The following is a 20,066-nucleotide window of genomic DNA, read 5'->3' as shown; positions in this document are numbered from 1 at the left end:
TGACACGTAGCTGCCCGCACGCAGGCAGTTGCGTGTCACGAAGGCAGTGACGTGGGCAGAGGTCGGGACCACCACCCGTTGGTCGAGCTTGTCGAGATCCACCCGGCCCGAGCCTTTCGCGCGCACAGCCGGCGCTGCACCGCGTCCCCGCTCCAGTGACCGGTCTTCTCGCGGTGGTCGCAGCCCGGCCAGCAGCAGGGCCGACGCTTGCCTTCGAGCAACTCTTCTTTCGTGCGGGTGATGCGGAGCTGTCGGGTTTGGTCTCGTTTGGCGCTCTCGACCCAGCAGATGAACTCGTTGCGGGCCAGCGTCGTGATGTCTTGCCACAGCGCCGTAGCGTCGCTGTCGGCGATCAGTTCGGCCTGCAGGTCGTCGGGCATGGGGCGCACCTTGCCGCCGGGTAGTCGTTCGGCCATGCCGCGGAGCCTACGCCGCACCGACTGGCGTCGACAGGTGATGTGGCCGGTGCCCGCGGCATCGGCGAGCGGCCGCCGGTACAGTGTCTCGACGTGTCAGACCTCACCACCGCCCAGCTCGACGCACTGGTCGAACTGCGTACCGGTTCGCCTGCGGTGCGGCGACTGACGCAGCTGTTCGACGAGGCCGATCACGAGCTCTACCTGGTCGGTGGGCCGGTGCGCGATGCCCTGTTGGGGCGCGCCGGCAACGATTTGGACTTCACCACCTCGGCGCGTCCGGACGAGATCGAGACGATGCTGAAGCAGGTGTCGAAAGCCGTGTGGGACATCGGACGCGAGTTCGGCACCATCGGCTGCGCGGTCACCGAGCCGGGGCCCGACGGCGAGCCGGTCAAGCTGGTGATCGAGGTCACGACGTTTCGGTCGGACGCCTACGCGTCTGACTCGCGCAAGCCTGCGGTGGTGTTCGGCGACCACCTCGGCGGCGACCTGGTGCGGCGCGACTTCACCATCAACGCCATGGCGCTCGACATGACCACGGGCGATCTGCTCGACCCCTTCAAGGGCGCGGACGACCTCGTGCACGGCGTGCTGATGACTCCCTCGACCCCAGAGTTGTCGTTCAGCGACGACCCGTTGCGCATGATGCGGGCCGCCCGGTTCACCGCCCAGCTCGACTTTCGCCCGGCCCCGGCGGTGGTGCAGGCGATGACCGACATGGCCGAACGCATCACCATCGTGTCGGCCGAACGGGTGCGCGACGAGCTGGTCAAGACGATCATGGCGCCGAACCCGAGAAAGGGCCTTGACCTGCTCGTGAGCACCGGGTTGGCGGGCTACGTGCTGCCCGAGTTACCCGCGCTGCGCATGGAACGCGACGAGCACAACCGCCACAAGGACGTCTACGAACACACCCTGACCGTGCTCGACCAGACCATCGACCTCGAGGATCGGCTCGGCGGGCCCGACCTGATCGCGCGGCTGGCGGCACTGCTGCACGACATCGGCAAGCCCCGCACGCGCCGGTTCGAGCCGGGCGGCAAGGTGTCGTTTCACCACCACGACGTGGTGGGCGCGAAGATGGCCACCAAGCGCATGCAGGCACTGAAGTTCTCGTCGGATCAGACCAGGTCGGTGGCCAAGCTGGTCGAACTGCACCTGCGGTTTCACGGCTACGCCGACGCCGACTGGAGCGACTCGGCCGTGCGTCGCTACGTGCGCGACGCGGGTGAGGAGTTGAACCGGCTGCACGTGCTGACCCGCTCGGACTGCACCACCCGCAACGCACGCAAGGCGGCCCGGCTGCGCACCGCGTACGAACAGTTGGAGTGGCGCATCGACGAACTGGCGGCGCAGGAGCAACTGGACGCCATGCGTCCCGACCTCGACGGCACGCAGATCATGGCGATTCTCGGTATTCCGCCGGGCCCGGCGGTGGGCAAGGCGTACAAGTTTCTGCTCGAGAAGCGGCTTGACGAGGGGCCGCTGGGGCCGGAGGCCGCCGAGCAGGCCTTGCGGGCCTGGTGGGCGGCGCAGGAAGAGGGCTGATCGGGGTTAGTCATCAGGGTCGATCAAAGATGTCGTTCATCTGACCACCTCAGACGGGGTCAGATTCACACCATCTTCTGGTCGTCGCTGGTTGAGCGTTTCGAAACCCTGCCGGCATGAGGTCTCGACGGGCTCGACCAGCGAATCTGTCCTGGTGGGTACTGGGGACGGTTCCGATTCCCGTTCACTCGAGTGGTTTGGTGGGTAAGGGGGACGGTTCCGATGCCCGTTCACTTCACGGTGTCACACCTAGCCAACAGCGTTCGGGAGGTTTGAGAACCGTCCCCAATACCAGCCGCGGTGGGTCGGTGAACGGTAATCGGAACCGTCCCCAATACCCACGAGCTGCACCCGGCAGCTGACTTGCGGGGCTGAATCGGTGACGGTGAGATCCCGGCGGTCGCCGGGATGACGCAGTGACAACCGTCAGACCGCGCCGTTCTCGTCGGCGGTGGCCGCCAGGTGTGCGTGCACCACGGGAATCACCGCTGCTCCCTCGCCGCTGGCCGACGCGACCCGCTTCATCGAACCGCAGCGAATGTCGCCGGCGGCGAAGACGCCCGGCACCGTGGTGGCGAACGGCTCGGGCGGACGTCCACCCACCCACGACTGCCAGGGCGTGTCGGCGCCGGTGAGCACGAAACCGTGCTCGTCCATCGCCACGTCGCGGGGCAGCCAGCCACAGGTCGGCTCGGCACCCAGCAGTAGGTAGAGGCCGGCGGCGTCGACCCGTTCGACCTCGCCGGTGTTCAGATCGCGCAGGTCGAGCCAGGCCAGGTGACCGTCGTCGCCACCACCGTCGACCACGGCGGTGCACGGCCGCACGGTGATGCGCGGATTGCCCTCGATTTCGCTGATCAGGTAGCGCGACATGGTGTCGGCCAGGTCGGCCCGGCGAATCAGAATCGTCACCGAATCGGCGAAGCGCGACAGGTAGGTTGCCGCCTGGCCGGCGCTGTTGCCGCCGCCCACCACGTAGACCGTCTTGTGCTTCATGTCGCGCGCGGTGCTGGCGGCGGTGCCGTAGTTGACGCCCCGACCGACCAGGTCTTCGATCGACGGTACGCCGAGCCGTCGATAATCGACGCCGCTTGCGATCAGCACCGTGCGGGCGATGATCTCGGTGTCGTCGACCAGCACCCGGTGAGGTTCACCCACCCCGATGCGCAACCCGGTGACGGCCCGGCCGATCATGAACTGGGCCCCGAACCGCAACGCCTGCGAGCGGGCCCGCTGGGTGAGCCGCATGCCCGAAATGCCGCGTGGAAAGCCGAGGTAGTTGCGAATCATCGAGCTGGTACCGGCCTGGCCGCCGATCGGGCCGGAGTCGAGCATGAGCGTGCGCAGGCCTTCGCTGGCGGCGTACACCGCCGCCCCCAGGCCCGCCGGACCGGAACCGACGATCACCAGGTCGAACGGCGCTCCGTCCGAAACCTCGGCGGGTTGGGCATACAGCAAGCCGCCGAGTTGGGCATTGGTGGGTCGGCTCAGCGCCAGGTTGAGTTGCGGAGAATGCACGACTGGAAGCTCGGCGTCGGGGCCGATCTCGGCGAGCACTTCGCGGCCGACGTCCGAAGCGGCGTCGTACATCGTGTGCGGCATACCCATCTGATTGAGAAAGTCGCGAATGCGCGACAACTCGGCGCTGGGGCCGTCCGAGACGATGCGGGTGCCGTCGATCTCTGAGAGGTTGACGGTTGAGCCCCAGTCGCTGAGCAGATCGACGATGGCGGCGTGAAACTCCTCGTCGCGCGGGCCCTGGGGCAGCAGCAGTGAGGCGTCGATGGAGCCGTTCGCGAGGCTCTCGCGCATGGGCATGATCGAGTCTTTGAACCGCTCGGACGGCACCAGCACCAGACGGCGCGCGGTGGGTACGAACTTGCGGATCTTGGCGAACACGTGCGTGGCCTTCTCACCGTCGATGAAGTATTCGCAGGCCACCAGGGCGATCGGACGGCGGACGTCGCCCAGGCCCTGCAGCACCTCGACCACCTCGGGCATGGTGGTGGGAGCGACGATCTCGTAGTCGGCCGCGTAGCGCTTCTTGAGTTCGACCACCATCGCGTCGCGGTACTCGTGGCCGATCACCACGATCGCCGGCTTGGGGCGGGGGATTGGCATGCCGGAAGTGTGGCACCCCTGGTCAACAGGGGCGAGACTCGTTCGCCCCCGGCTGACCGGCCAAAGGGAAACCTTGGCCACAGCCGTCTGGGCAGGCGGAACCTTCGGCGAACGATGACGGACGGCGCAATGATTGGACGGTGACCGCACGGCAAGGGCTGCGCAACGGCGGCGTCCGGGCGGCGCTGCTGTCAGCCGCGCTGTTCGGTGCCGGCGCGCCGCTGGCCAAGTTGCTGCTCGGCGACGTGGACCCGTGGTTGCTCGCCGGGCTGCTCTACGTCGGTGCCGGTGTGGGTATGGGCCTGTGGCGCATCATCCGTCGTTCGCCTCGGGTCGCGTTGCCGCGCGGTGAGGTGTGGTGGCTCGTGGGCGCGGTCGTCAGTGGCGGGCTGGCGGGCCCGGTGCTGCTGATGGTCGGGCTGGCCTCGATGCCGGCCTCAGGTGCCTCGTTGCTGCTCAACGTCGAGGGTGTGCTCACGGCGGTGATCGCGTGGGTGGTGTTTCGCGAGCCGACCGACCGCCGGGTGGTGGTCGGCATGCTGGCCATCGTGGCGGGCGCGGTGGTCATCGCGGTGCCCACCGGGCGGGTGGACTTCGCCGAGGTGTGGCCGGCGCTCGCGATCGTCGCCGCCTGCGCTTGCTGGGCGCTCGACAACAACCTCACCCGCAAGGTGTCACTGTCAGACGCGACGTGGTTGGTGACGGTGAAGGGGTGCACGGCGGGCGCGACCAACCTCGGCATCGCCCTGCTGCTCGGCGCTGCGTTACCGGCGGCCCACGTCGCACTGGCTGCGATGGCGTTGGGCTTCGTCGCCTACGGCTTGAGCCTGGTGCTGTTCATCGTGGCCCTCCGGCACGTCGGCACGGCGCGCGCCGGTGCCTACTTCTCGATCGCCCCGTTCTTCGGAGCTGTGCTCGCGATCGCCGTTCTGAGCGAGCCGTTGACGCCGCAGCTTGTGCTGGCGGGGGGTCTCATGGCTCTCGGCACTTGGCTTCACGTCACCGAGCGGCACAGCCACAGCCACACCCATGAGGCTGTCACACACGACCATTCGCACACGCATGACGACGGGCATCACGATCACGTGCACGCCGCCGGTGATGTCGTTGAAGCGGGCGTGCGGCACCGGCACGTCCACACGCATGAGGCGATCACGCACAGCCACGAGCACTACCCCGACGCCCACCACCGGCACGCTCACTGACGAGCACGAACGCGAGCTTCAGTTTCAGCTTTCGCACGTTGAGCGAGGCACGCCGCAAGGATCGGACGTCTTTTCGCGATTCGCGGGCAGCGCTCCTCGGCGCGCGCTCACGCTTTATCCACAGGCGCGCGCCAATCGTGCTTAGTTATCCACAATTTTCCTGAGACCCCCTGGAATTGGCGGAAACCACATTTAGTCTCAACCAACGCGTCGCCCACCCAGAGGTAGTTCCACCGATGTCTGAGCCCCTAGCAACCGCCGCCACCGCCCGACCCCGTCGCAATCTGCGGTGGATTCTGGTCGGCGTGCTGGCGATCTGCCTGGGTGGGCTCGGCTCGGCAGTGCTCTATTCCAGCGTCTCGAACGCGACTGCGGTGCTGAAGGTCAACCGAACCGTCTACCGCGGCGAGGTGATCGGCGCCGCCGACCTCGGGCCGGTCAGCCTCGGCACCCACCTCGGCGTCGAGACGGTGCCGGCCGACCAGGCGTCCGAACTGATCGGCAAGACGGCGCTGGTCGACCTGCCCAGCGGCTCGTTGCTGGTGCCCAGTTCGATCGGCGACCCTGAGGTCGAGACCGGCTATTCGCGGCTCGGGCTACGGCTGACGCCCGGCCAGGTGCCCATCTCGGCGCTGCCGTCCGGCACGTCGGTGGTGCTGGTGCCGATCGCCGCGGCCAACGACGGCAAAGAGTCGGGCGCGTCGTACCGGGCGACCATCTCGGTGGCGCCGTCCACCCTGGCCGACGGCAGCACGTCGCTCGAGGTGACGGTGGCCGACGCCGACAGCGACGAGGTGGCCAGGCTGGCGGCGGCCGGACGGCTCGTCGTGGTGAAGAGGGCCGGCTGATGGCGGTCGTGGTGCTGTGTTCGGCCGGGCACTCGCCCGGGGTGTCGACCACGGCGCTCGGGCTGGCCCTGACCTGGCCCAATGAGGTGCTACTGGTCGACGCCGACCGCACTCCCACCCAGTCGGTGTTGGCCGGCTATCTGCACGGCGAGCGGTCGGGGCATCACGGCCTGGGCGGGCTGCTGCAGGCGTGGCGCGAGCGCCGTCCGTTCGACGAGGTGATCGGCGCCGAGGCCATCGACCTGCCGCAGCTGGTGGCCCGCGACGAGCCGGTGCGGTTTCTGCCCGGCTTCCCGCACCCCGGCGTGGTCGGCCTGTTCGGCGGCGCCTGGCCCGACCTGATGGCGGCCCTCGCCGCCCGCGAAGGCGACGTGCTGATCGATGCCGGACGGCTCGGCGTCGACGGTCTGCCGCTGCCGCTCGCGCAGAACGCCGACCTGGTGCTGGTGGTGACGCGCACCTCACTGGTGTCACTGGCGGCGCTGCGGCTGTATCTGCCGGCGCTCACCGACTCCACCGGTTCCGAGCGGTTGGCGCTCGGCCTGATCGGCAGTTCGATGCCGTACGGACGGGCCGAGGTGCAACAGCAGTTCGGCGTCACCATCGCCGCCGACCTGGCGTTCGAGCCCGAGGCCGCTGCCGTGCTCAGCGACGGGGCGCCACCGCCGCGCCGGTTCGCCGGCAGCGGCTACGTGCGCGGGCTCACCCTGGCGGGTCGCTCGATCGCGGGACGGCTGCAGGCCGCGCGCGACCTGATCGGAGCGCGCCGATGACCAAGCTGACCACCGTTCCGCTGCTGCAGGATCCGCCGTTCGTCACCACCGTGACCGCTGAGGAGTTGCTGGCCCGCACGCCGCTGAGCGACGGCGAACCCGACTGGCGCCGTACCCGTCCGGTGAAGCCGCGGCCGGCCGCCACCGACGGCGAGGCGAGCGTCGACTGGGGCCTGGTGGTCGTGCTGCGCCGCAAGGCGTCGGAACTGATCGCCGCACAACTGGCCGACCACTACGACAACCACGGCGTCGCGATGCCCGAGGTCGACCGCCGGCTGCTGGGCCGTTCGGTGATTCGGCAGGTGGTACGCGACCACGCCGAAGACCTGTCGAGCAACGGGCAGGCGCTGTGGCCGATTGCCCTGGAACACGCCTACGCCGAAGGTGTCGAGAGCGCGATCTTCGGCTACGGACGGCTGCAGCCCCTGTTCGAGATCGCCGAGGCCGAGAACATCGAGATTCACGGCCACGACTCGGTGATGGTGCAGTACAGCGACGGACGGCGCGAGGAACGGCCGCCGGTCGCCGACAGCGACCAGGAACTGGTCGAGGCGATCCGGTTTCTGGGCGAAACGGTCAGCCCGGCCCGTCCGTTCGACGACGCGCACCCCACCATGACCCTTGCGTTGGGCGACCGGTTCAGGCTGCACGCCATCGGGTTCGGGCTCTCATTTCGGCCGAGCATCACGATCAGGCAGCACATTCTCACCGACATCGGGCTGAAAGACCTGGTCAGAACAGGAATGATGCCGGCGGAGGTGGGCCGCTTTCTGCATGCGGCGGTGATGGCCCGCAAGTCGATGGTGATCGCCGGCGACCAAGGCGCGGGCAAAACGACCTTGCTGCGGGCCTTGATCGAGGCGATTCCGGCCAATGAGCGGTTCGGCACCCTCGAAACCGACTACGAGTTGCTCACCCACCTGCGGCCGGAGCGGCGCAACATGCTGGCGCTGCAGGCCAAGATCGGCATGGGCGAGCAGCAGGACGGACGCCGGCTGGGCGAGTTCACCGTCGCCGACCTGATTCCCGAAGCACTGCGGCAGAACCTGTCGCGGCTGATCATCGGCGAGGTGCGCGGCTCGGAGGCGGGCGCCATGTTCGAAGCCATGCAGGCAGGAGCGGGCACCCTGTCAACGACCCACTCGCACTCCGCGGCGTCCACGATGGACCGGTTGGCTGCCCGGGTGGCGCAGGGTGGGGTGCTGACCGTCGACGAGGCCTACCGACAGGTGGCCCACCACATTCACCTGCTGATTTACGTGAACCTCATCGACGACACGTGGCGGGGCGGCCGCCGTACCCGCCGGGTGGCCGAGATCAGGCAGCTGACCGGCGCGCTCGAGGGTGGACGCCCCGTGACCCATCTGGTCTACCGAGCAGCCACCGCCACCACACCGGAGCAGTTTCACCCCGACCCCGCCTTCGTCGCTGAACTGGCCGAGTTCGACGCGGCCTGGGACCTGCCATGACCGCGCTCGTGACCCTGCTGGGGGCTGCCACGGTGGCGGGAATCGTGCTGGTGATCGCAGGGTTTCGCACCCCGCCCGCGACCTCACGCACCCCGAGCCGATCAGGCACGACGGCGCGCCTGCGTGACCTGACGACGAAGTACGCGTGGCGGCTCGCCCTGGGCCTGGTCGGCGGTATGGGCTTCGCCGCACTGACCGGTGTGACGGTCATGGTGTTGGTGGTGCCGATCGCGGTGATCGGACTGCCGATGTTGCTCGGCGCACCGCCCAATCGTGACGTCGAGATGCTGCAGGCCCTCGACCGCTGGGTGCGAAGTCTGGCTGCCATGCTGCCCACCGGCCGCTCGATCACCGACGCCATTCGCCTGTCGCAACGCCAGGCACCCGAACGTTTGGCAGGGCCGCTGCGACTGCTCGTGGCCCGGCTCGACGACCGCTGGACTTCGGGCGAGGCCCTGCGCGCCATGGCCGACGAACTCGATTCGGCCGACGCCGACGCAGTGCTCGCCGCCCTGGCGCTGGCCGCCGAGCGCGGCGGCACCGGCGCCGCGGCCACCCTGCACGCGCTCGCCGACACCATTCAAGACCGGCTGCGGGCCCAACGCGAGATCGAGACCGAGCGGGCCAAGCCCAGAATCGTCGTGCGACAGGTGACGATCATCTCGGTGGCCGTTTTGGCGCTGGCGCTCGTGTTCGGCCGCGCCTTCTTCGAGCCGTACGCGACCCCGACCGGCCAGGTCATTCTGGCCTGCCTACTGGCCGCCTACGTGTTGTCGCTGATCGTGTTGCGCCGCATGACCATGCCGCGCCGCCGCGAACGCATTCTGCGGAGTTTGCGATGAGCGGCCTCGGGGTGGCGATTGCTACGGGCATCCTGCTCGCCGTCGGGCTGTGGGCCCTGGCCGGTTACTTCGTGCCGACGCACCCGCGATTGTCAGATGCCATCAAGGTGCTCGACGGCAGAACCCCACCCGCCGACTCGGCTGCCAGCGGCGTCGACCGCATCGGCCGGTGGACTCGCTTCCGAGTTCCTGGAGCGGTCGATGATCGCGTGGGGCGCCAGCTGCAATTGCGCGGCATCTCGACCGACCGCTTCTACACCTACAAGGCCTTCGGTGCGCTGCTCGGGCTACTGCTGCCCAACCTGATCGGCGTGGCCCTGCTCGTCACCACGGGCCAGTCACTGCTGATTCCGGTCGTCGCCGGCGTCGTGCTCGGCCTGGTCGGTTTCTTCGCACCCGACATCGTCATCGGTCGTGGCGCCGCAACCTCTGCCGACGCAACCGAGGCTCTGCTCACCTTCGTCGACCTGGTCACCCTCGAACGCCTGGCCAACTCCAGCGCCACCCAGTCACTGCACGCCGCGGCTGCCGTGTCTGACCAGACCGTGTTCGTCGCCATTCGCGACGCCCTGCAGCGCTCGCGGCTCGAACAGCGCGCACCGTTCGCCGAGCTGAAGCGGTTGGGTGACGACCTCGACCTGCCCGCTTTGAGCGACATCGCCGACGTGATGAAACTGGACGACTCGGGCGCGTCCCTGTCTGAGGCCCTGCGCGCCCGGGTGAAGGAGTTGCGCGACGCGCACCTCACCCAGGCCAAGATCGACGCCGCCGCGGTGTCTGAGCGAATGACCGTGCTGATGGTCGTGCCCAGCCTGATCTTCGGACTCGTCTTTCTGATTCCGCCGCTGCTTCGCCTGTTGAGCAGTTGACCCACCACCACGAGGAGAAATGATGTTGACCATCGTGCACACCGTGCTCGGCTTTGTGTTGAGCCCACCCCGACGCGACGAGCGTGGTCTCTCGCAATCCACCGAGAACGCCCTGCTGCTGGCGGGTGCAGTGGCTGTGGCCGCGGCGGTCGTGGCGGCCGTCACGGCCTTCATCAACGGAAAGCTCGGCGCGATCAAGTGAGCGAACGCGGGGTCTCTGAGTCCACCCAGTGGGCGCTGCTGATCCCGGTCGTGTTGCTCGTCGTGCTGGGCACCATTCAGGCCGGAATCTGGTTGTTCTCGCGCACGGTGGCCGGCCAGGCCGCAGGCGCGGCGGCCGAGCAGGTGGCCTGGTCGCGCGGCTCCGACCGCGACGCAGCTGCGATGGGCGAACGCATCGCGTCCTCGGGCGGGCTGCAGGGCGCCCGCGTGCACATCGAACGGTCCGCAGGCACGGTGCTCGTCACCGTCACCGGCAAGGCGCCCCTGATCGTCGACTTCGGCTTGGGCACGATCGTCGAGTTCGCGCTCATGCCGCTCGAACGGACGGGGCCGTGACCCGCCTGCGCGGCGAACGCGGCGCCGCGGCGGTCGAGTTCGCGGTGATCGTGCCCGCACTGGTGCTACTGATCGGGGTGATGATCGGCGCTGGACGTCTCTGGTACGCCCAGACCGTTGCCGAGCAGATCGCCGGCACCGCCAGCCGGGCGGCGTCCCTGGCCAACTCGCCCGGGGAGGCGAAGGCGGCGGCGCAGCGCATCGCCACCGCCCAGGCGGGCACCAGCGGCCTGCAGTGCACCGGACTGTCGGTCGACGCCGATGTGAGCGGGTTTCAGGTGCCGGTCGGACAGCCGGCCCAGGTGCGGGTGCGGGTGACCTGCGCGGTTCCGTTGGCCGAACTGGCGGTACCCGGCTGGCCCGGGCAATGGCACATCGTCGCGGACGGCTCGTCCGCGCTCGACCGGTATCGAAGAAGGGGCTGAGATGACCCGCTTACGTGCGATCGGCGCCGCCCTGGCGCTGGTGCTCATCGTGGTGGCGGCGCCGCTGGCGCTGTTGGTCTGGGGCGTGCCGGTCACCAGGGTCGGTAACCTGCTTCGGCCCGACGACGGTTCGGCGCTGCTGGCCGTGCTGACCGTGCTCGGGTGGCTGGCCTGGGCCGCCTTCACCGCTTCGGTGGTGATCGAGGCGATCAACGTCGTCGCTCGACGGGCCGTGCCGCTGCGGCTGCCGATGCTGGGCGGGCTGCAGGCGATCGCCGGCGCCCTGGTGTTCGCGGCCCTGTCGCCGTCCGGGCCCGCCGTTGCCGCCAGCCCGGCAGTGTCGGCCGTCGCGGCGGTGGCCGACGAGGTTGCCCGCAACGCAGACACCGAGGCCCCGGCCGAGGTCGCCGGCTACCTGGTGCGCCCGGGCGACGACCTGTGGAGCATCGCCGAGCAGGTGCTCGGCGAGGGCCGGCTGTGGCACCAACTGGCCGACGCCAATCCCGACCTGCTGGCCAACCCCACCGTCGATCTCACGCCGGGCACCCGGCTGGTGCTGCCGTCCGGCCCGGAGCCGTCGCACCATCAGGTCGCCCGCTCGCACACCGTCACGGTGAAACGCGGCGACACCCTGAGCGGTCTGGCCGAGAAGCACCTGGGCGACGCCGACAAGTGGCCCCGCATCTACCGGGCCAACGACGATCGCATCGACGACCCCGACCTGATCGACATCGGCTGGAAGTTGGTGATTCCGGCGAGCTCGAAAGCTTCGGCACCCCAACAGCAGCGGCCCCCTCGTAAGCCGGTCACCACCGTCGACGCCCCCACCATTGAGCAGCCCACTCCCTCGTCCGAAGCCACCCCCGCTGCATCGACCACTGCCACTCCGGTGGTGTCGGCCTCGTCCGTTGCGCAACAGTCGGCCGAACCGCAGCCTGAAGCACCCTCGACCAGCGCCTCGTCCGACCCGGCCTGGCCGCTGCTCGGCGGGCTGGGCGCTGCGGCCGCCGCGATGATCCTCACGGGGGTGGGTCTGGCCCGCGCGGGTCAACTGCGTGCCCGTCCACTCGGCCGGCGCATCGCTCACCCGCCGGTCGACGTGCGGCGGTACGAAACGGCCCTCGGCCGGCGCGAACGGCCCGACAGCCCCGAATTGCTCGAGAAGGCGCTCCGGCACCTGGGCGCGCACGCCCATGAGACCGGTCGTACGTTACCGCGCCTCGACCGCGTGCTGCTCGACGACGTGGGGGTCGCCTTTCACTGGGCACAGCCCGTGGGCGAGCCGCCCGCACCGTTTCAGCGGGCGGGTTCGGCGTGGGTGCTGTCGGCACGGTCAGCCGCGCGGTTGAGTGACTCGGCGCATCCGGTGCCCTTCCCGGCGCTGGTCACGCTCGGCCGTGCGCAGTCAGGTGCGTGGCTGATGGTCGACCTGGAATCGTCGCCGCCCCTGTCGTTGAGCGGGTCGCGTTCGCTGCGGCACGCAGCCGCCGCCGCGATGGCCGTCGAGCTGTCGTGCTCGCCGTGGGCGGCGGAGCTCTGTTTGACCGTCGTTGGCGGCGACGAGATGTTCGTGCGCGCCGCCTGCTCCGAACTCGTCCGGTTCACCGGCGACGCCGAGGTGGCTCTCGACGCCTTGCAGGCCGTCGCGAACGAGCGGTCCGACGACGAATCGCCCACCGCCCTGCTGCGGGTCGACCCCGATCGGGCCGAAGCGGGCGCGGCTCATGTCGTGCTGATCGTCGACCAGCCGACCGAGCAGCAGCGGGCACGCATCGACGAACTGCTCGACCGCGACCTGGGCATCAGCGGTGTGGTCGCGGGTGCCGGCGCCTGGACCCTGACCATCGACGGCACCGAAGAGTCAGCAACCGCGACCCTCGACGCGGGCGACCTGCCGATCGTGCCGCAGCTCATTCCGGCGCACACCCGGGCCGCCATCGGCACGATCTTCGCCGCCACCGATCCAGGTGCCCACCAGCCGTCGGGGTGGTGGGTCGAGCAGGCGTCTGACAACGTGCGCACGCTCGTGCCTCGCCGAACCGACCGGCTCAGCGTCGACGAGCACCGTCCGGATGACCCCGATCGGCCCTACCTGCGGCTGTTCGGCCCGATCGACCTCATCGGTGCCGCGGGGCCGCAGCCCGCCCGGTCGCGCCGCCAGTGCGAGGAATACTGCGCCTGGCTGCTCGAGAACCCCAACAGCACCGCCACCCGCATGACGAGCGAGTTGGTGGTGGCCGAAACCACCCGCCGCTCAAACATGTCGCGGCTGCGTTCGTGGCTCGGCCACGACCGCGATGGCCAGCCGTACCTGCCCGAGGCCTACTCGGGGCGCATCAGCCTGCACCCCGAGGTGGGTTCCGACTGGCAGCGCATGCAGACCCTGATCGCGCCGGGGCTGAACCGGCTCACCGCCGAAACCCTGGTGGACGTGCTCGAACTCGTCCGCGGAGCCCCGCTGGCCGATGCGGCCCCGGGCCAGTGGCGGTGGGCGGAAGAACTGCGCACCGACATGGCCTCGGTCGCCCGTGACGCCGGCGTGCTACTCACCCGCTGGGCGATCGACCACCGCGACCTCGACCTGGCCCGGTGGGCGGCGGCGCGGGCCCTGCTGGCCGCCCCCGAAGACGAACTGCTGCTGGTGGAACGCATTCACACCGAGCATCTGGCGGGCAACACCGGTGAGGTGGAACGGCTGGTGCGTTGGGTGACCAGCCAGGCGCGAGTGCTGGGCGTCGACCTGGCCCCCGAGACGATCGACGCCTGCCAGCAGGTGATGGAGGGCCGCACCCGGCCGAGGGCCGCGCGCTGAAAAGAGTCAGTTCGCACAACGGCCCCGCCTGAGCGTTGCTGTTCTGAGAACGGTCGAGCTTGTCGAGACCTCGTCCGTTAAGGGTTGCAGGGGCTCAACCAGCGGCGACGGTCCGTCGGATCACAACCACCGGCGTACCCGCTGGCGATAAGCCACGTAGTGGTCGCCGAACAGCCTGCCGAGTGCGGCCTCTTCGGCCTGTAGCTGCGGTTGCAGCGAGGCCACCATGCCGGGCAGGGCCACAAGGGTGCGCAGCCGTCCGGACGCCACGCTGCCGGCCAGCAGCATCACCAGCATCGACACGTACATCGGGTTGCGGGTGTAGGCGTAGACCCCGTCGGTGACCAGGGCGGTGGCCTCGTCGGGGTGTTGGGGGTGAAAGGTGGTGCCGGCCCGCCGAAAGAGTCCCAGCGCCGTTGCGCCGAGCGCCGTTGCGCCGGCTGCCAGTGCGCCGGCGATCAGGGGCTGGCCGCGGAAGCGGCGCCGTCCACCGGCCACCATGGTCAGGGCCAGCTGCACGCCGCCCCAGGCCGTGCCCAGAATCGGCGGGGGAATCAGGGTGGCGTCGCCGTCGGCTGAACTCATGTAGGAAGCCTGCTCCGACGAAGGCACGCAGGCAATGGCCAACCGGCCTAGGCTCGACGGCATGGACCCCGCCGACATGCGCATCAGCTACGAACGCGACACCCTGGACGAGTCGCAGGCCACCAGCGAGCCGTTGCAGCAGTTCACGAAGTGGTTCGACGAGGCGATCGCCGCGAAGGTGCCCGAACCCAACGCCATGACGCTGGCCACTGTGGGGGCCGACTGCCGGCCGTCGACGCGGATCGTGCTGGTGAAGGCGTTCGACTCCGCCGGCATCACCTTCTACACCAACTTCACCTCGCGCAAGGGCCGCGAGCTCGAGGCCAACCCCTACGCAGCGCTGCAGTTTCATTGGGTCGAGTTGCAGCGCGTGGTGCGCATCGAGGGCCGGGTCGAGCACGTGGCCGGCGCCGAGGCGGACGCGTACTTCGCCAGCCGTCCACTCGATTCGCGGCTCGGCGCGTGGGCGTCGCCGCAGAGCGAGGTGATCGCCAACCGCGGCGTGCTGGTCGCCAACGCCGCCAAGGCGTCGGCCAGGTTCGGGTTGAAGCCGCCCCGCCCGGAGCATTGGGGTGGCTATCGGCTGGTGCCGGACGTGTGGGAGTTCTGGCAGGGTCGCCGCTCCCGACTGCACGACCGGCTGCGGTACCGTTTGGACGACGGTCGCTGGGTGCGCGAGCGCCTCGCCCCCTGAACTGCTGGTCGAGCTTGTCGAGACCCGTAGCCGCAGCGGGTCTTGACAGGCTCGACCACCGAATCAGCGGTTCCTTGGAGGATTCGACAACGGCGATCAGGTGGGTGGCTACTCGGGTCGGCGAGATGGGTTTCGACAAGCTCGACCAGTGACAAGCTCGGCCGGCGACAAGCTCGTCCAGTCGGAGATCAGGGCACCACGATCACCGGCACGGTGGAGTTGCGCAGAATCTTGGCCGCGCTTGACCCCAGAAACACGTTCGCCAGCTTGTGGGTCGATGACGAGCCGACCACCAGCACGTCGCCATCGGCGAACGGAACTGATGCCAGCGCGTCTGGCCACGAATCACCGGTCGCCACCAGCGTGCTGGCGGTGATGCCCTGGCTCGCCAGGTGCTCGACCGCCTCGGTCTGCGCTGCCGTCACCTGTTCGACCAGGTTGGCGTACACCAGCGTCTCGTTGCGCCGCACGCCCGAACTCACCATGGTGCGCTGCTTCAGGGCCACCGTCATCAGCCGCAGTTCGGCCCCCACGCGTTGGCAGATGGTGGCCACCCGGTCGAGCAGATTCCAGGTGGCGTCGTCGTCGCGGAAGGCCAGGGTCACCCGGGTCACTGTCGACGAAACCGCGGGCGCGTACCCCCGCGGCGCGATCGCCACCGGCACGTGCGAACTGTGCAGCAGCCGGTCGACCTTTGACGACACGCTGACCTGGCCCTCGGGGCCGTCTTGGCCCGAGCCGACCACGATCAACGCGGCGTCGAGGCGCTTGGCTTCGTCGAGAATCGCCGCGGGCACCGAGCGCCCGGTTACCCAGATGGCGGACGACTGCACGTCGGGGTAGGCGCCCAGCCGCCCTTGGGCCTCGGCGGCGCTGGCCTCGCCCTCTTCGGCCGCCCACTGCTCGAAGTCGCCGTCGGTGGCGCTGCCGGCCACCGTCTCCCAGCCCCTGGGTACGACGGTGACCGCGGTCACCGTGTCGGACTCGGACCGAGCGAGCTGACAGGCCAGGGCCAGGGCGCACGAGTCGTCCTTGTGCGGGCTGTACCCCACCAGGTACGTCATTCGTCGTCGTCCCGTCGGCGGCGACCGCTGGGCTCGGCGATCTCTTCTTCGGTGGTGTAGTGGTTCAGCGTCGCGTGGGTTCGTCCGTACGAGAAGTAGTAGATCAGCACAATGGCGATCCAGGTGAGGAAGATCACCCAGGTGATCGCGGCCAGCCCCCACATGATGTAGAGGCACACCAGCACGGTGAGAATCGGCACCACCGGGTACCCGGGCACCTTGAACGGACGTTCGAGGTCTGGGTGTGTTCGGCGCAGCACGATGATGCCGATGGCGACCACCGAGAACGCCATCAGGGTGCCGATCGACACCGTGTCCCACAGGTAGTCGGCGGGCACGAAGCCGCCGATCAGTGCCACCGCGATCGAGACCACGATGGTGTTGTAGGTGGGGGTCATGGTCTTGGGGTTGACCTCGAGGAACTTCTTGGGAATCATCCCGTCGCGGCCCACGGCGAACAGAATGCGGGTCTGCCCGTACAGGGTGACCAGGGTGACCGAGAAGATCGAGATCACGGCCCCGGCGGCGAGCACGGTGCTCCAGATCTGGTTGCCGGTGACCTCTTTGAGAATGAGCGCCAGGCCCGCCTCGCCCTGGGTCTGCTCGAAGAACTCGACCGGCTTGGCGGCCAGTCCCGCGGCGGCGACGGCGATGTAGATGCCCGACACGATGGCCAGGGCGCCGATGATGGCGCGAGGCAGCGCTTTCTGCGGGTTCTTCACCTCTTCGCCGGCTGTCGCGACGGCGTCCAAGCCTATGAATGAGAAGAAGATCGTGCCCGCGGCGGCGCTGATGCCGCCCACCCCGTAGGCGAAGAAGTTGGCGAAGTGGTCGGCGTTGAACGCGCTGAACCCGATCACGGTGAACAGCACCAGCACACCGAGTTTGATCAGCACCATGATCGCGTTGACCGTTGCCGACTCGGACGCTCCGCGAATCAGCAGCAGCATGCACAGCATGACGAGCACGACCGCGGGCAGGTTGATCAGGCCGCCGGTGGCGGGGTAGGTGATCAGGCCGTCCGCCCCTTCGACGGGCACGGGGATCGGCGACACCGACAGCGCTTCGGGCAATTGCCAGCCGATGGTTTCGTGCAGCAGTTCGTTGAAGTAACTGCTCCAACCCACTGCGACCGCGCCCGTCGACACCCCGTATTCGAGCAGTACACAGCCGGCGATGATCACCGCCACGAACTCACCCAGCGCGTGGTAGGCGTATGAGTAGGTCGAGCCGCTGACCGGAATGGCCGAGGCCAGTTCGGCGTAACACAGCGCAGACAGGCCCGCGGCGATGCCGGCGATCAAGAACGAGATCAGCACCGCCGGGCCGGCCTTGGGCACCGCCTCGCCCAGCACGAAGAAGATGCCGGTGCCCACGGTGGCGCCGACGCCGAACATCATCAACTGAAAGGTCGACAGGTTGCGGGCGAGCTCTTCACCCTGGTGGTGCTGCTGCTGAAAGACGATCGGCTTCTTGCGTAGCAGTTGTTCACGAAGCGTGATGGCCATCGGGTTCTCCCAGTGAGCGCGGGGTCGGGTGGCCACAAGCTACGCCTGCCCGACCGCCGGTGGGAACCCCCCGCCCGCACGGCTAACACAACTGAAACGTGCCCGATGCGGTCGAGCGCCCTCACCTCACAAAAGGGCAGCTACGTTGAGCGGCGTGCCGTTGAATGCTCACCTGGCGCAAGTTGGGGACGGTTCCGAACTCGCGCCACCAGAGGTACTTGCGGATGATGTGGACCGCTCCCCCCACTTCAGCACAGTGGCGGAGCGCAACCCGACTGCCTTTGTGACACGTAGCTGCCCGCGTGCAGGCAGCTACGTGTCACAAAGGCAGCTACGTGCAGTGGACGACCCGAACCGAGTCAGTGCCCCGGGTGCGTCACTCGTCCATGCTGTAGATCAACAGGCTGTACGGCGCGATGTCGATGTCGGCGTGGGCACCCATGTCGTCGTAATCGCCTTCGTAGGCGGTCACGTCGAACGAATCGAAGTCGCCGAACGCGTCCGAGTACAGCCGGGCGTCGCTGTTGAACCGGAGCTTCCACAGCCCGGTCTCGGGCATGCCGATGCGGTACTTCTGCTTCGACCCGGCGTCGAGATTGGCGATCACCACCACGTCGTCGCCCGGGCCGTGGTCGTACCAGCGCTGAAAGGCCAGTATGTTCGCCTCGTCGTTGGCATGAATGATGTTGAGGCCCGACCCCTTCAACCCGCGGGTGGTCGAAAAGAAGTCGCGGCGCAGCCGAATCAGGTCGCGGTAGAGCCGCACGATGCCGTGGTACTCGTCGTTACGGTCCCAGTCGAGCGGCACGTTGTCGCGAAACCAGCCGCCCTCGAGAAACTCCTGGCCCTGAAAGATCATCGGAATGCCGGGCGCGGTGAGCACCAGTCCGGCGCCGAGCGTGGAGCGCTTCTGCGCCCAGTAGCCGTCGGGGTCGCCCGGATCAACCTCTTGCGGCACGCGCGCCTTGCCGTTGGCGACCTCGTCGTGGCTCTCGGTGTAGATCACCCGGGCGTAGGTGTCGCCGTAGTTGTTGGCCACCGCCTCGGCGACCGCGGGCACCGACCGGTAGGCGTCGCTGGCGATGATGATCGCCTCACGCACCGGGTGCACGAACTTGGCCTCCCACTGGGCGTGGTACGCGGCACCATCCGGGGCGGTGCTGGTCACGCGCGGCTCACCGTGCAGGTCTTCGGCGATGGTGATCGCGTCGGGAAAGTTGTCGCGCACCCAGTGGTTGATCCACGCTTGCAGGCTCCAGCCGTCCGGCAGGTCCAGCACGCCCGCGTTGACCGAACGCATGTAGGGGGTCATGTCGAACCGCAGGCCGTCCACGTGGTAGTCGCGCAGCCACATGCCGGCGTTGTCGCGAATGAACGAACGCACCTCGCCGCGTCCGTAGTCGGGCCGGGTGTCGCCCCAGGGCGTGGCCGAGCGCCAGTCGTTGTAGAAGTAGATGCCGCCCTTGCCGTCCTGGCTCCAGCCGTCGAACTGCCACAGATCCAGGTCGGACGGCCCGAAGTGGTTGTAGACCACGTCCATGATCACGGCGATGCCGGCCTTGTGGGCTTCGCGCACGAGCATCTTCAGGGCGTCCGGGCCGCCGTAGCCGCTCTCGACGGCGAAGATGTGCGCCGGGTTGTAGCCCCACGAGAAGTCGCCGGCGAACTCTGCCGACGGCATGAGCTGAATGGCGCTGACACCCAGTCGCTGAAAGTGCTCGATGTTGGCCTGCACCTCTTCGAAGGTGCCCACCTCGCCGTCTTTCTTGGGCGCGAACGAGCCCACGTGCAGCTCGTAGATGACCAGTTCGTTGTGCGGCGGGCAACTGAACGAGTCACCCTGCCAGTCGAAGGCACCGTGGTCGTAGATCAGGCCGTTGCCCACCGAGTTGGTGACCTGAAACGCGTAGGGGTCGATGCGCGTCAATACCTGGTCGCCGTTGGTGAGCAGAAACTTGTATTCGTCACCCGCCTTCGCGCCCTTGACGAACCCGTACCAGAACCCGTTGCCCTCGGACGCGAGCCGATCGGCGTCGTCCGCCCAGTCGTTGAAGTGGCCGATCACGCTGACAGTGTTCGCGTTGGGTGCCCACACCCGAAAGCCGACGCCGTCGGACGACACGATCGCGCCCATGCCGTCGAGCCGCGGCTCGGTGACCGCGGCGTTGTTGGTGGCCTTCTTCGCGGACGCCTTATGCTTGCCGGCGTTCTTTGAGGCAGAGGTGCTGGGCTTGGTGGCCTTGGCCTTCTGCTTGGTCTTCTTCGGCGGCGCCGTCATGTCGGACGTGGCCTTGCCCGAGGGCTGCTTGGCGGGGGTCATGCGGGT

Annotated in this window: 18 protein-coding genes; 12 read left to right on the top strand and 6 right to left on the bottom strand. The window is 68.5% G+C overall.

The features are described 5' to 3' along the window. Positions 1-35 precede the first annotated feature (35 nt). Positions 36-416 (bottom strand): YdeI/OmpD-associated family protein, encoded by a 381-nt coding sequence (locus MPLG2_RS14200; protein ID WP_105186697.1) that lies wholly within the window; start codon positions 414-416, stop codon positions 36-38. A gap of 93 nt (positions 417-509) precedes the next feature. Here MPLG2_RS14200 and MPLG2_RS14195 point away from each other — a divergent pair, with 93 nt between their 5' ends. After that, a complete protein-coding gene (locus tag MPLG2_RS14195; protein WP_105187692.1) occupies positions 510-1,967 on the top strand; it encodes a CCA tRNA nucleotidyltransferase in 1,458 nt (485 codons plus the stop codon). A 426-nt stretch (positions 1,968-2,393) separates the two neighbouring features. Here MPLG2_RS14195 and MPLG2_RS14190 read toward each other — a convergent pair whose 3' ends face one another. Beyond that, a complete protein-coding gene (locus MPLG2_RS14190; RefSeq protein ID WP_105186696.1) occupies positions 2,394-4,088 on the bottom strand; it encodes an FAD-dependent oxidoreductase in 1,695 nt (564 codons plus the stop codon). A gap of 140 nt (positions 4,089-4,228) precedes the next feature. Between MPLG2_RS14190 and MPLG2_RS14185 the strand changes: the two genes are divergently transcribed. The 10 genes from MPLG2_RS14185 to MPLG2_RS14140 all read left to right on the top strand — a co-directional run bounded on the left by MPLG2_RS14185 (position 4,229) and on the right by MPLG2_RS14140 (position 13,889). After that, positions 4,229-5,293, top strand: coding sequence for a DMT family transporter (locus MPLG2_RS14185; RefSeq protein WP_105186695.1), 1,065 nt, complete (start codon positions 4,229-4,231; stop codon positions 5,291-5,293). Between the two features lie 236 nt (positions 5,294-5,529). Beyond that, a complete protein-coding gene (locus tag MPLG2_RS14180) occupies positions 5,530-6,141 on the top strand; it encodes an SAF domain-containing protein (RefSeq protein WP_105186694.1) in 612 nt (203 codons plus the stop codon). Then, entirely contained in the window at positions 6,141-6,914 is a 774-nt protein-coding gene (locus MPLG2_RS14175; protein ID WP_105186693.1) for a P-loop NTPase family protein, read from the top strand. The genes MPLG2_RS14180 and MPLG2_RS14175 overlap by 1 nt, the downstream gene beginning before the upstream one ends. Beyond that, entirely contained in the window at positions 6,911-8,383 is a 1,473-nt protein-coding gene (locus tag MPLG2_RS14170; protein WP_105186692.1) for a CpaF family protein, read from the top strand. Before MPLG2_RS14175 ends, MPLG2_RS14170 begins: the two co-directional genes overlap by 4 nt. After that, positions 8,380-9,225 carry a type II secretion system F family protein gene (locus MPLG2_RS14165; RefSeq protein ID WP_105186691.1) on the top strand — a complete coding sequence of 282 codons (846 nt, stop codon included), beginning with the start codon at positions 8,380-8,382 and terminating at the stop codon, positions 9,223-9,225. Before MPLG2_RS14170 ends, MPLG2_RS14165 begins: the two co-directional genes overlap by 4 nt. Further along, positions 9,222-10,094 (top strand): hypothetical protein, encoded by an 873-nt coding sequence (locus tag MPLG2_RS14160; protein WP_105186690.1) that lies wholly within the window; start codon positions 9,222-9,224, stop codon positions 10,092-10,094. Before MPLG2_RS14165 ends, MPLG2_RS14160 begins: the two co-directional genes overlap by 4 nt. A 22-nt stretch (positions 10,095-10,116) precedes the next feature. Next, entirely contained in the window at positions 10,117-10,296 is a 180-nt protein-coding gene (locus tag MPLG2_RS14155; RefSeq protein WP_231935671.1) for a hypothetical protein, read from the top strand. Next, complete coding sequence (locus MPLG2_RS14150) at positions 10,293-10,652, top strand: TadE/TadG family type IV pilus assembly protein (RefSeq protein ID WP_158681235.1); 360 nt, start codon at positions 10,293-10,295, stop codon at positions 10,650-10,652. Before MPLG2_RS14155 ends, MPLG2_RS14150 begins: the two co-directional genes overlap by 4 nt. After that, positions 10,649-11,077: a TadE/TadG family type IV pilus assembly protein gene (locus MPLG2_RS18620; RefSeq protein ID WP_158681234.1), complete on the top strand. Its 429-nt coding sequence runs from the start codon at positions 10,649-10,651 to the stop codon at positions 11,075-11,077. Before MPLG2_RS14150 ends, MPLG2_RS18620 begins: the two co-directional genes overlap by 4 nt. Before the next feature lies 1 nt (position 11,078). Then, the gene (locus MPLG2_RS14140; protein WP_105186687.1) at positions 11,079-13,889 is read left to right on the top strand and encodes a LysM peptidoglycan-binding domain-containing protein; all 2,811 of its coding nucleotides are present in this window, start codon (positions 11,079-11,081) and stop codon (positions 13,887-13,889) included. Positions 13,890-14,009: 120 nt separating this feature from the next. On the opposite strand, the gene MPLG2_RS14135 is transcribed toward MPLG2_RS14140, so the two are convergent. Next, positions 14,010-14,474, bottom strand: coding sequence for a methyltransferase family protein (locus MPLG2_RS14135; RefSeq protein ID WP_158681233.1), 465 nt, complete (start codon positions 14,472-14,474; stop codon positions 14,010-14,012). 61 nt (positions 14,475-14,535) lie between these two features. Between MPLG2_RS14135 and pdxH the strand changes: the two genes are divergently transcribed. After that, positions 14,536-15,168, top strand: coding sequence for a pyridoxamine 5'-phosphate oxidase (gene pdxH / locus MPLG2_RS14130; protein WP_173909632.1), 633 nt, complete (start codon positions 14,536-14,538; stop codon positions 15,166-15,168). A 188-nt stretch (positions 15,169-15,356) separates the two neighbouring features. Here pdxH and MPLG2_RS14125 read toward each other — a convergent pair whose 3' ends face one another. The 3 genes from MPLG2_RS14125 to MPLG2_RS14115 form a co-directional block, all read right to left on the bottom strand. Continuing rightward, entirely contained in the window at positions 15,357-16,232 is an 876-nt protein-coding gene (locus MPLG2_RS14125) for a universal stress protein (RefSeq protein WP_105186684.1), read from the bottom strand. After that, positions 16,229-17,740: an APC family permease gene (locus MPLG2_RS14120; RefSeq protein ID WP_105186683.1), complete on the bottom strand. Its 1,512-nt coding sequence runs from the start codon at positions 17,738-17,740 to the stop codon at positions 16,229-16,231. Before MPLG2_RS14120 ends, MPLG2_RS14125 begins: the two co-directional genes overlap by 4 nt. 376 nt (positions 17,741-18,116) lie before the next feature. Next, positions 18,117-20,060 (bottom strand): alpha-amylase family glycosyl hydrolase, encoded by a 1,944-nt coding sequence (locus tag MPLG2_RS14115; RefSeq protein WP_105186682.1) that lies wholly within the window; start codon positions 20,058-20,060, stop codon positions 18,117-18,119. Positions 20,061-20,066 lie beyond the last annotated feature (6 nt).

The sequence above is a fragment of the Micropruina glycogenica genome, assembly GCF_900289045.1.
Lineage (GTDB): Bacteria > Actinomycetota > Actinomycetes > Propionibacteriales > Propionibacteriaceae > Micropruina > Micropruina glycogenica.
The sequence above is the reverse complement of the archived record's forward strand: the minus strand, read 5'-3'. Positions and strand labels throughout refer to the sequence as shown.

Bases quoted from the DNA above. Each gene is read 5' to 3' on its own strand.
- MPLG2_RS14135 (WP_158681233.1), bottom strand. From the start codon at position 14,474: ATGAGTTCAGCCGACGGCGACGCCACCCTGATTCCCCCGCCGATTCTG.
- MPLG2_RS14180 (WP_105186694.1), top strand. From the start codon at position 5,530: ATGTCTGAGCCCCTAGCAACCGCCGCCACCGCCCGACCCCGTCGCAAT.
- MPLG2_RS14120 (WP_105186683.1), bottom strand. From the start codon at position 17,740: ATGGCCATCACGCTTCGTGAACAACTGCTACGCAAGAAGCCGATCGTC.
- MPLG2_RS14160 (WP_105186690.1), top strand. From the start codon at position 9,222: ATGAGCGGCCTCGGGGTGGCGATTGCTACGGGCATCCTGCTCGCCGTC.
- MPLG2_RS14175 (WP_105186693.1), top strand. From the start codon at position 6,141: ATGGCGGTCGTGGTGCTGTGTTCGGCCGGGCACTCGCCCGGGGTGTCG.
- pdxH (WP_173909632.1), top strand. From the start codon at position 14,536: ATGGACCCCGCCGACATGCGCATCAGCTACGAACGCGACACCCTGGAC.
- MPLG2_RS14165 (WP_105186691.1), top strand. From the start codon at position 8,380: ATGACCGCGCTCGTGACCCTGCTGGGGGCTGCCACGGTGGCGGGAATC.
- MPLG2_RS14200 (WP_105186697.1), bottom strand. From the start codon at position 416: ATGGCCGAACGACTACCCGGCGGCAAGGTGCGCCCCATGCCCGACGAC.
- MPLG2_RS14125 (WP_105186684.1), bottom strand. From the start codon at position 16,232: ATGACGTACCTGGTGGGGTACAGCCCGCACAAGGACGACTCGTGCGCC.
- MPLG2_RS14170 (WP_105186692.1), top strand. From the start codon at position 6,911: ATGACCAAGCTGACCACCGTTCCGCTGCTGCAGGATCCGCCGTTCGTC.
- MPLG2_RS14115 (WP_105186682.1), bottom strand. From the start codon at position 20,060: ATGACCCCCGCCAAGCAGCCCTCGGGCAAGGCCACGTCCGACATGACG.
- MPLG2_RS14190 (WP_105186696.1), bottom strand. From the start codon at position 4,088: ATGCCAATCCCCCGCCCCAAGCCGGCGATCGTGGTGATCGGCCACGAG.
- MPLG2_RS14155 (WP_231935671.1), top strand. From the start codon at position 10,117: ATGTTGACCATCGTGCACACCGTGCTCGGCTTTGTGTTGAGCCCACCC.
- MPLG2_RS14140 (WP_105186687.1), top strand. From the start codon at position 11,079: ATGACCCGCTTACGTGCGATCGGCGCCGCCCTGGCGCTGGTGCTCATC.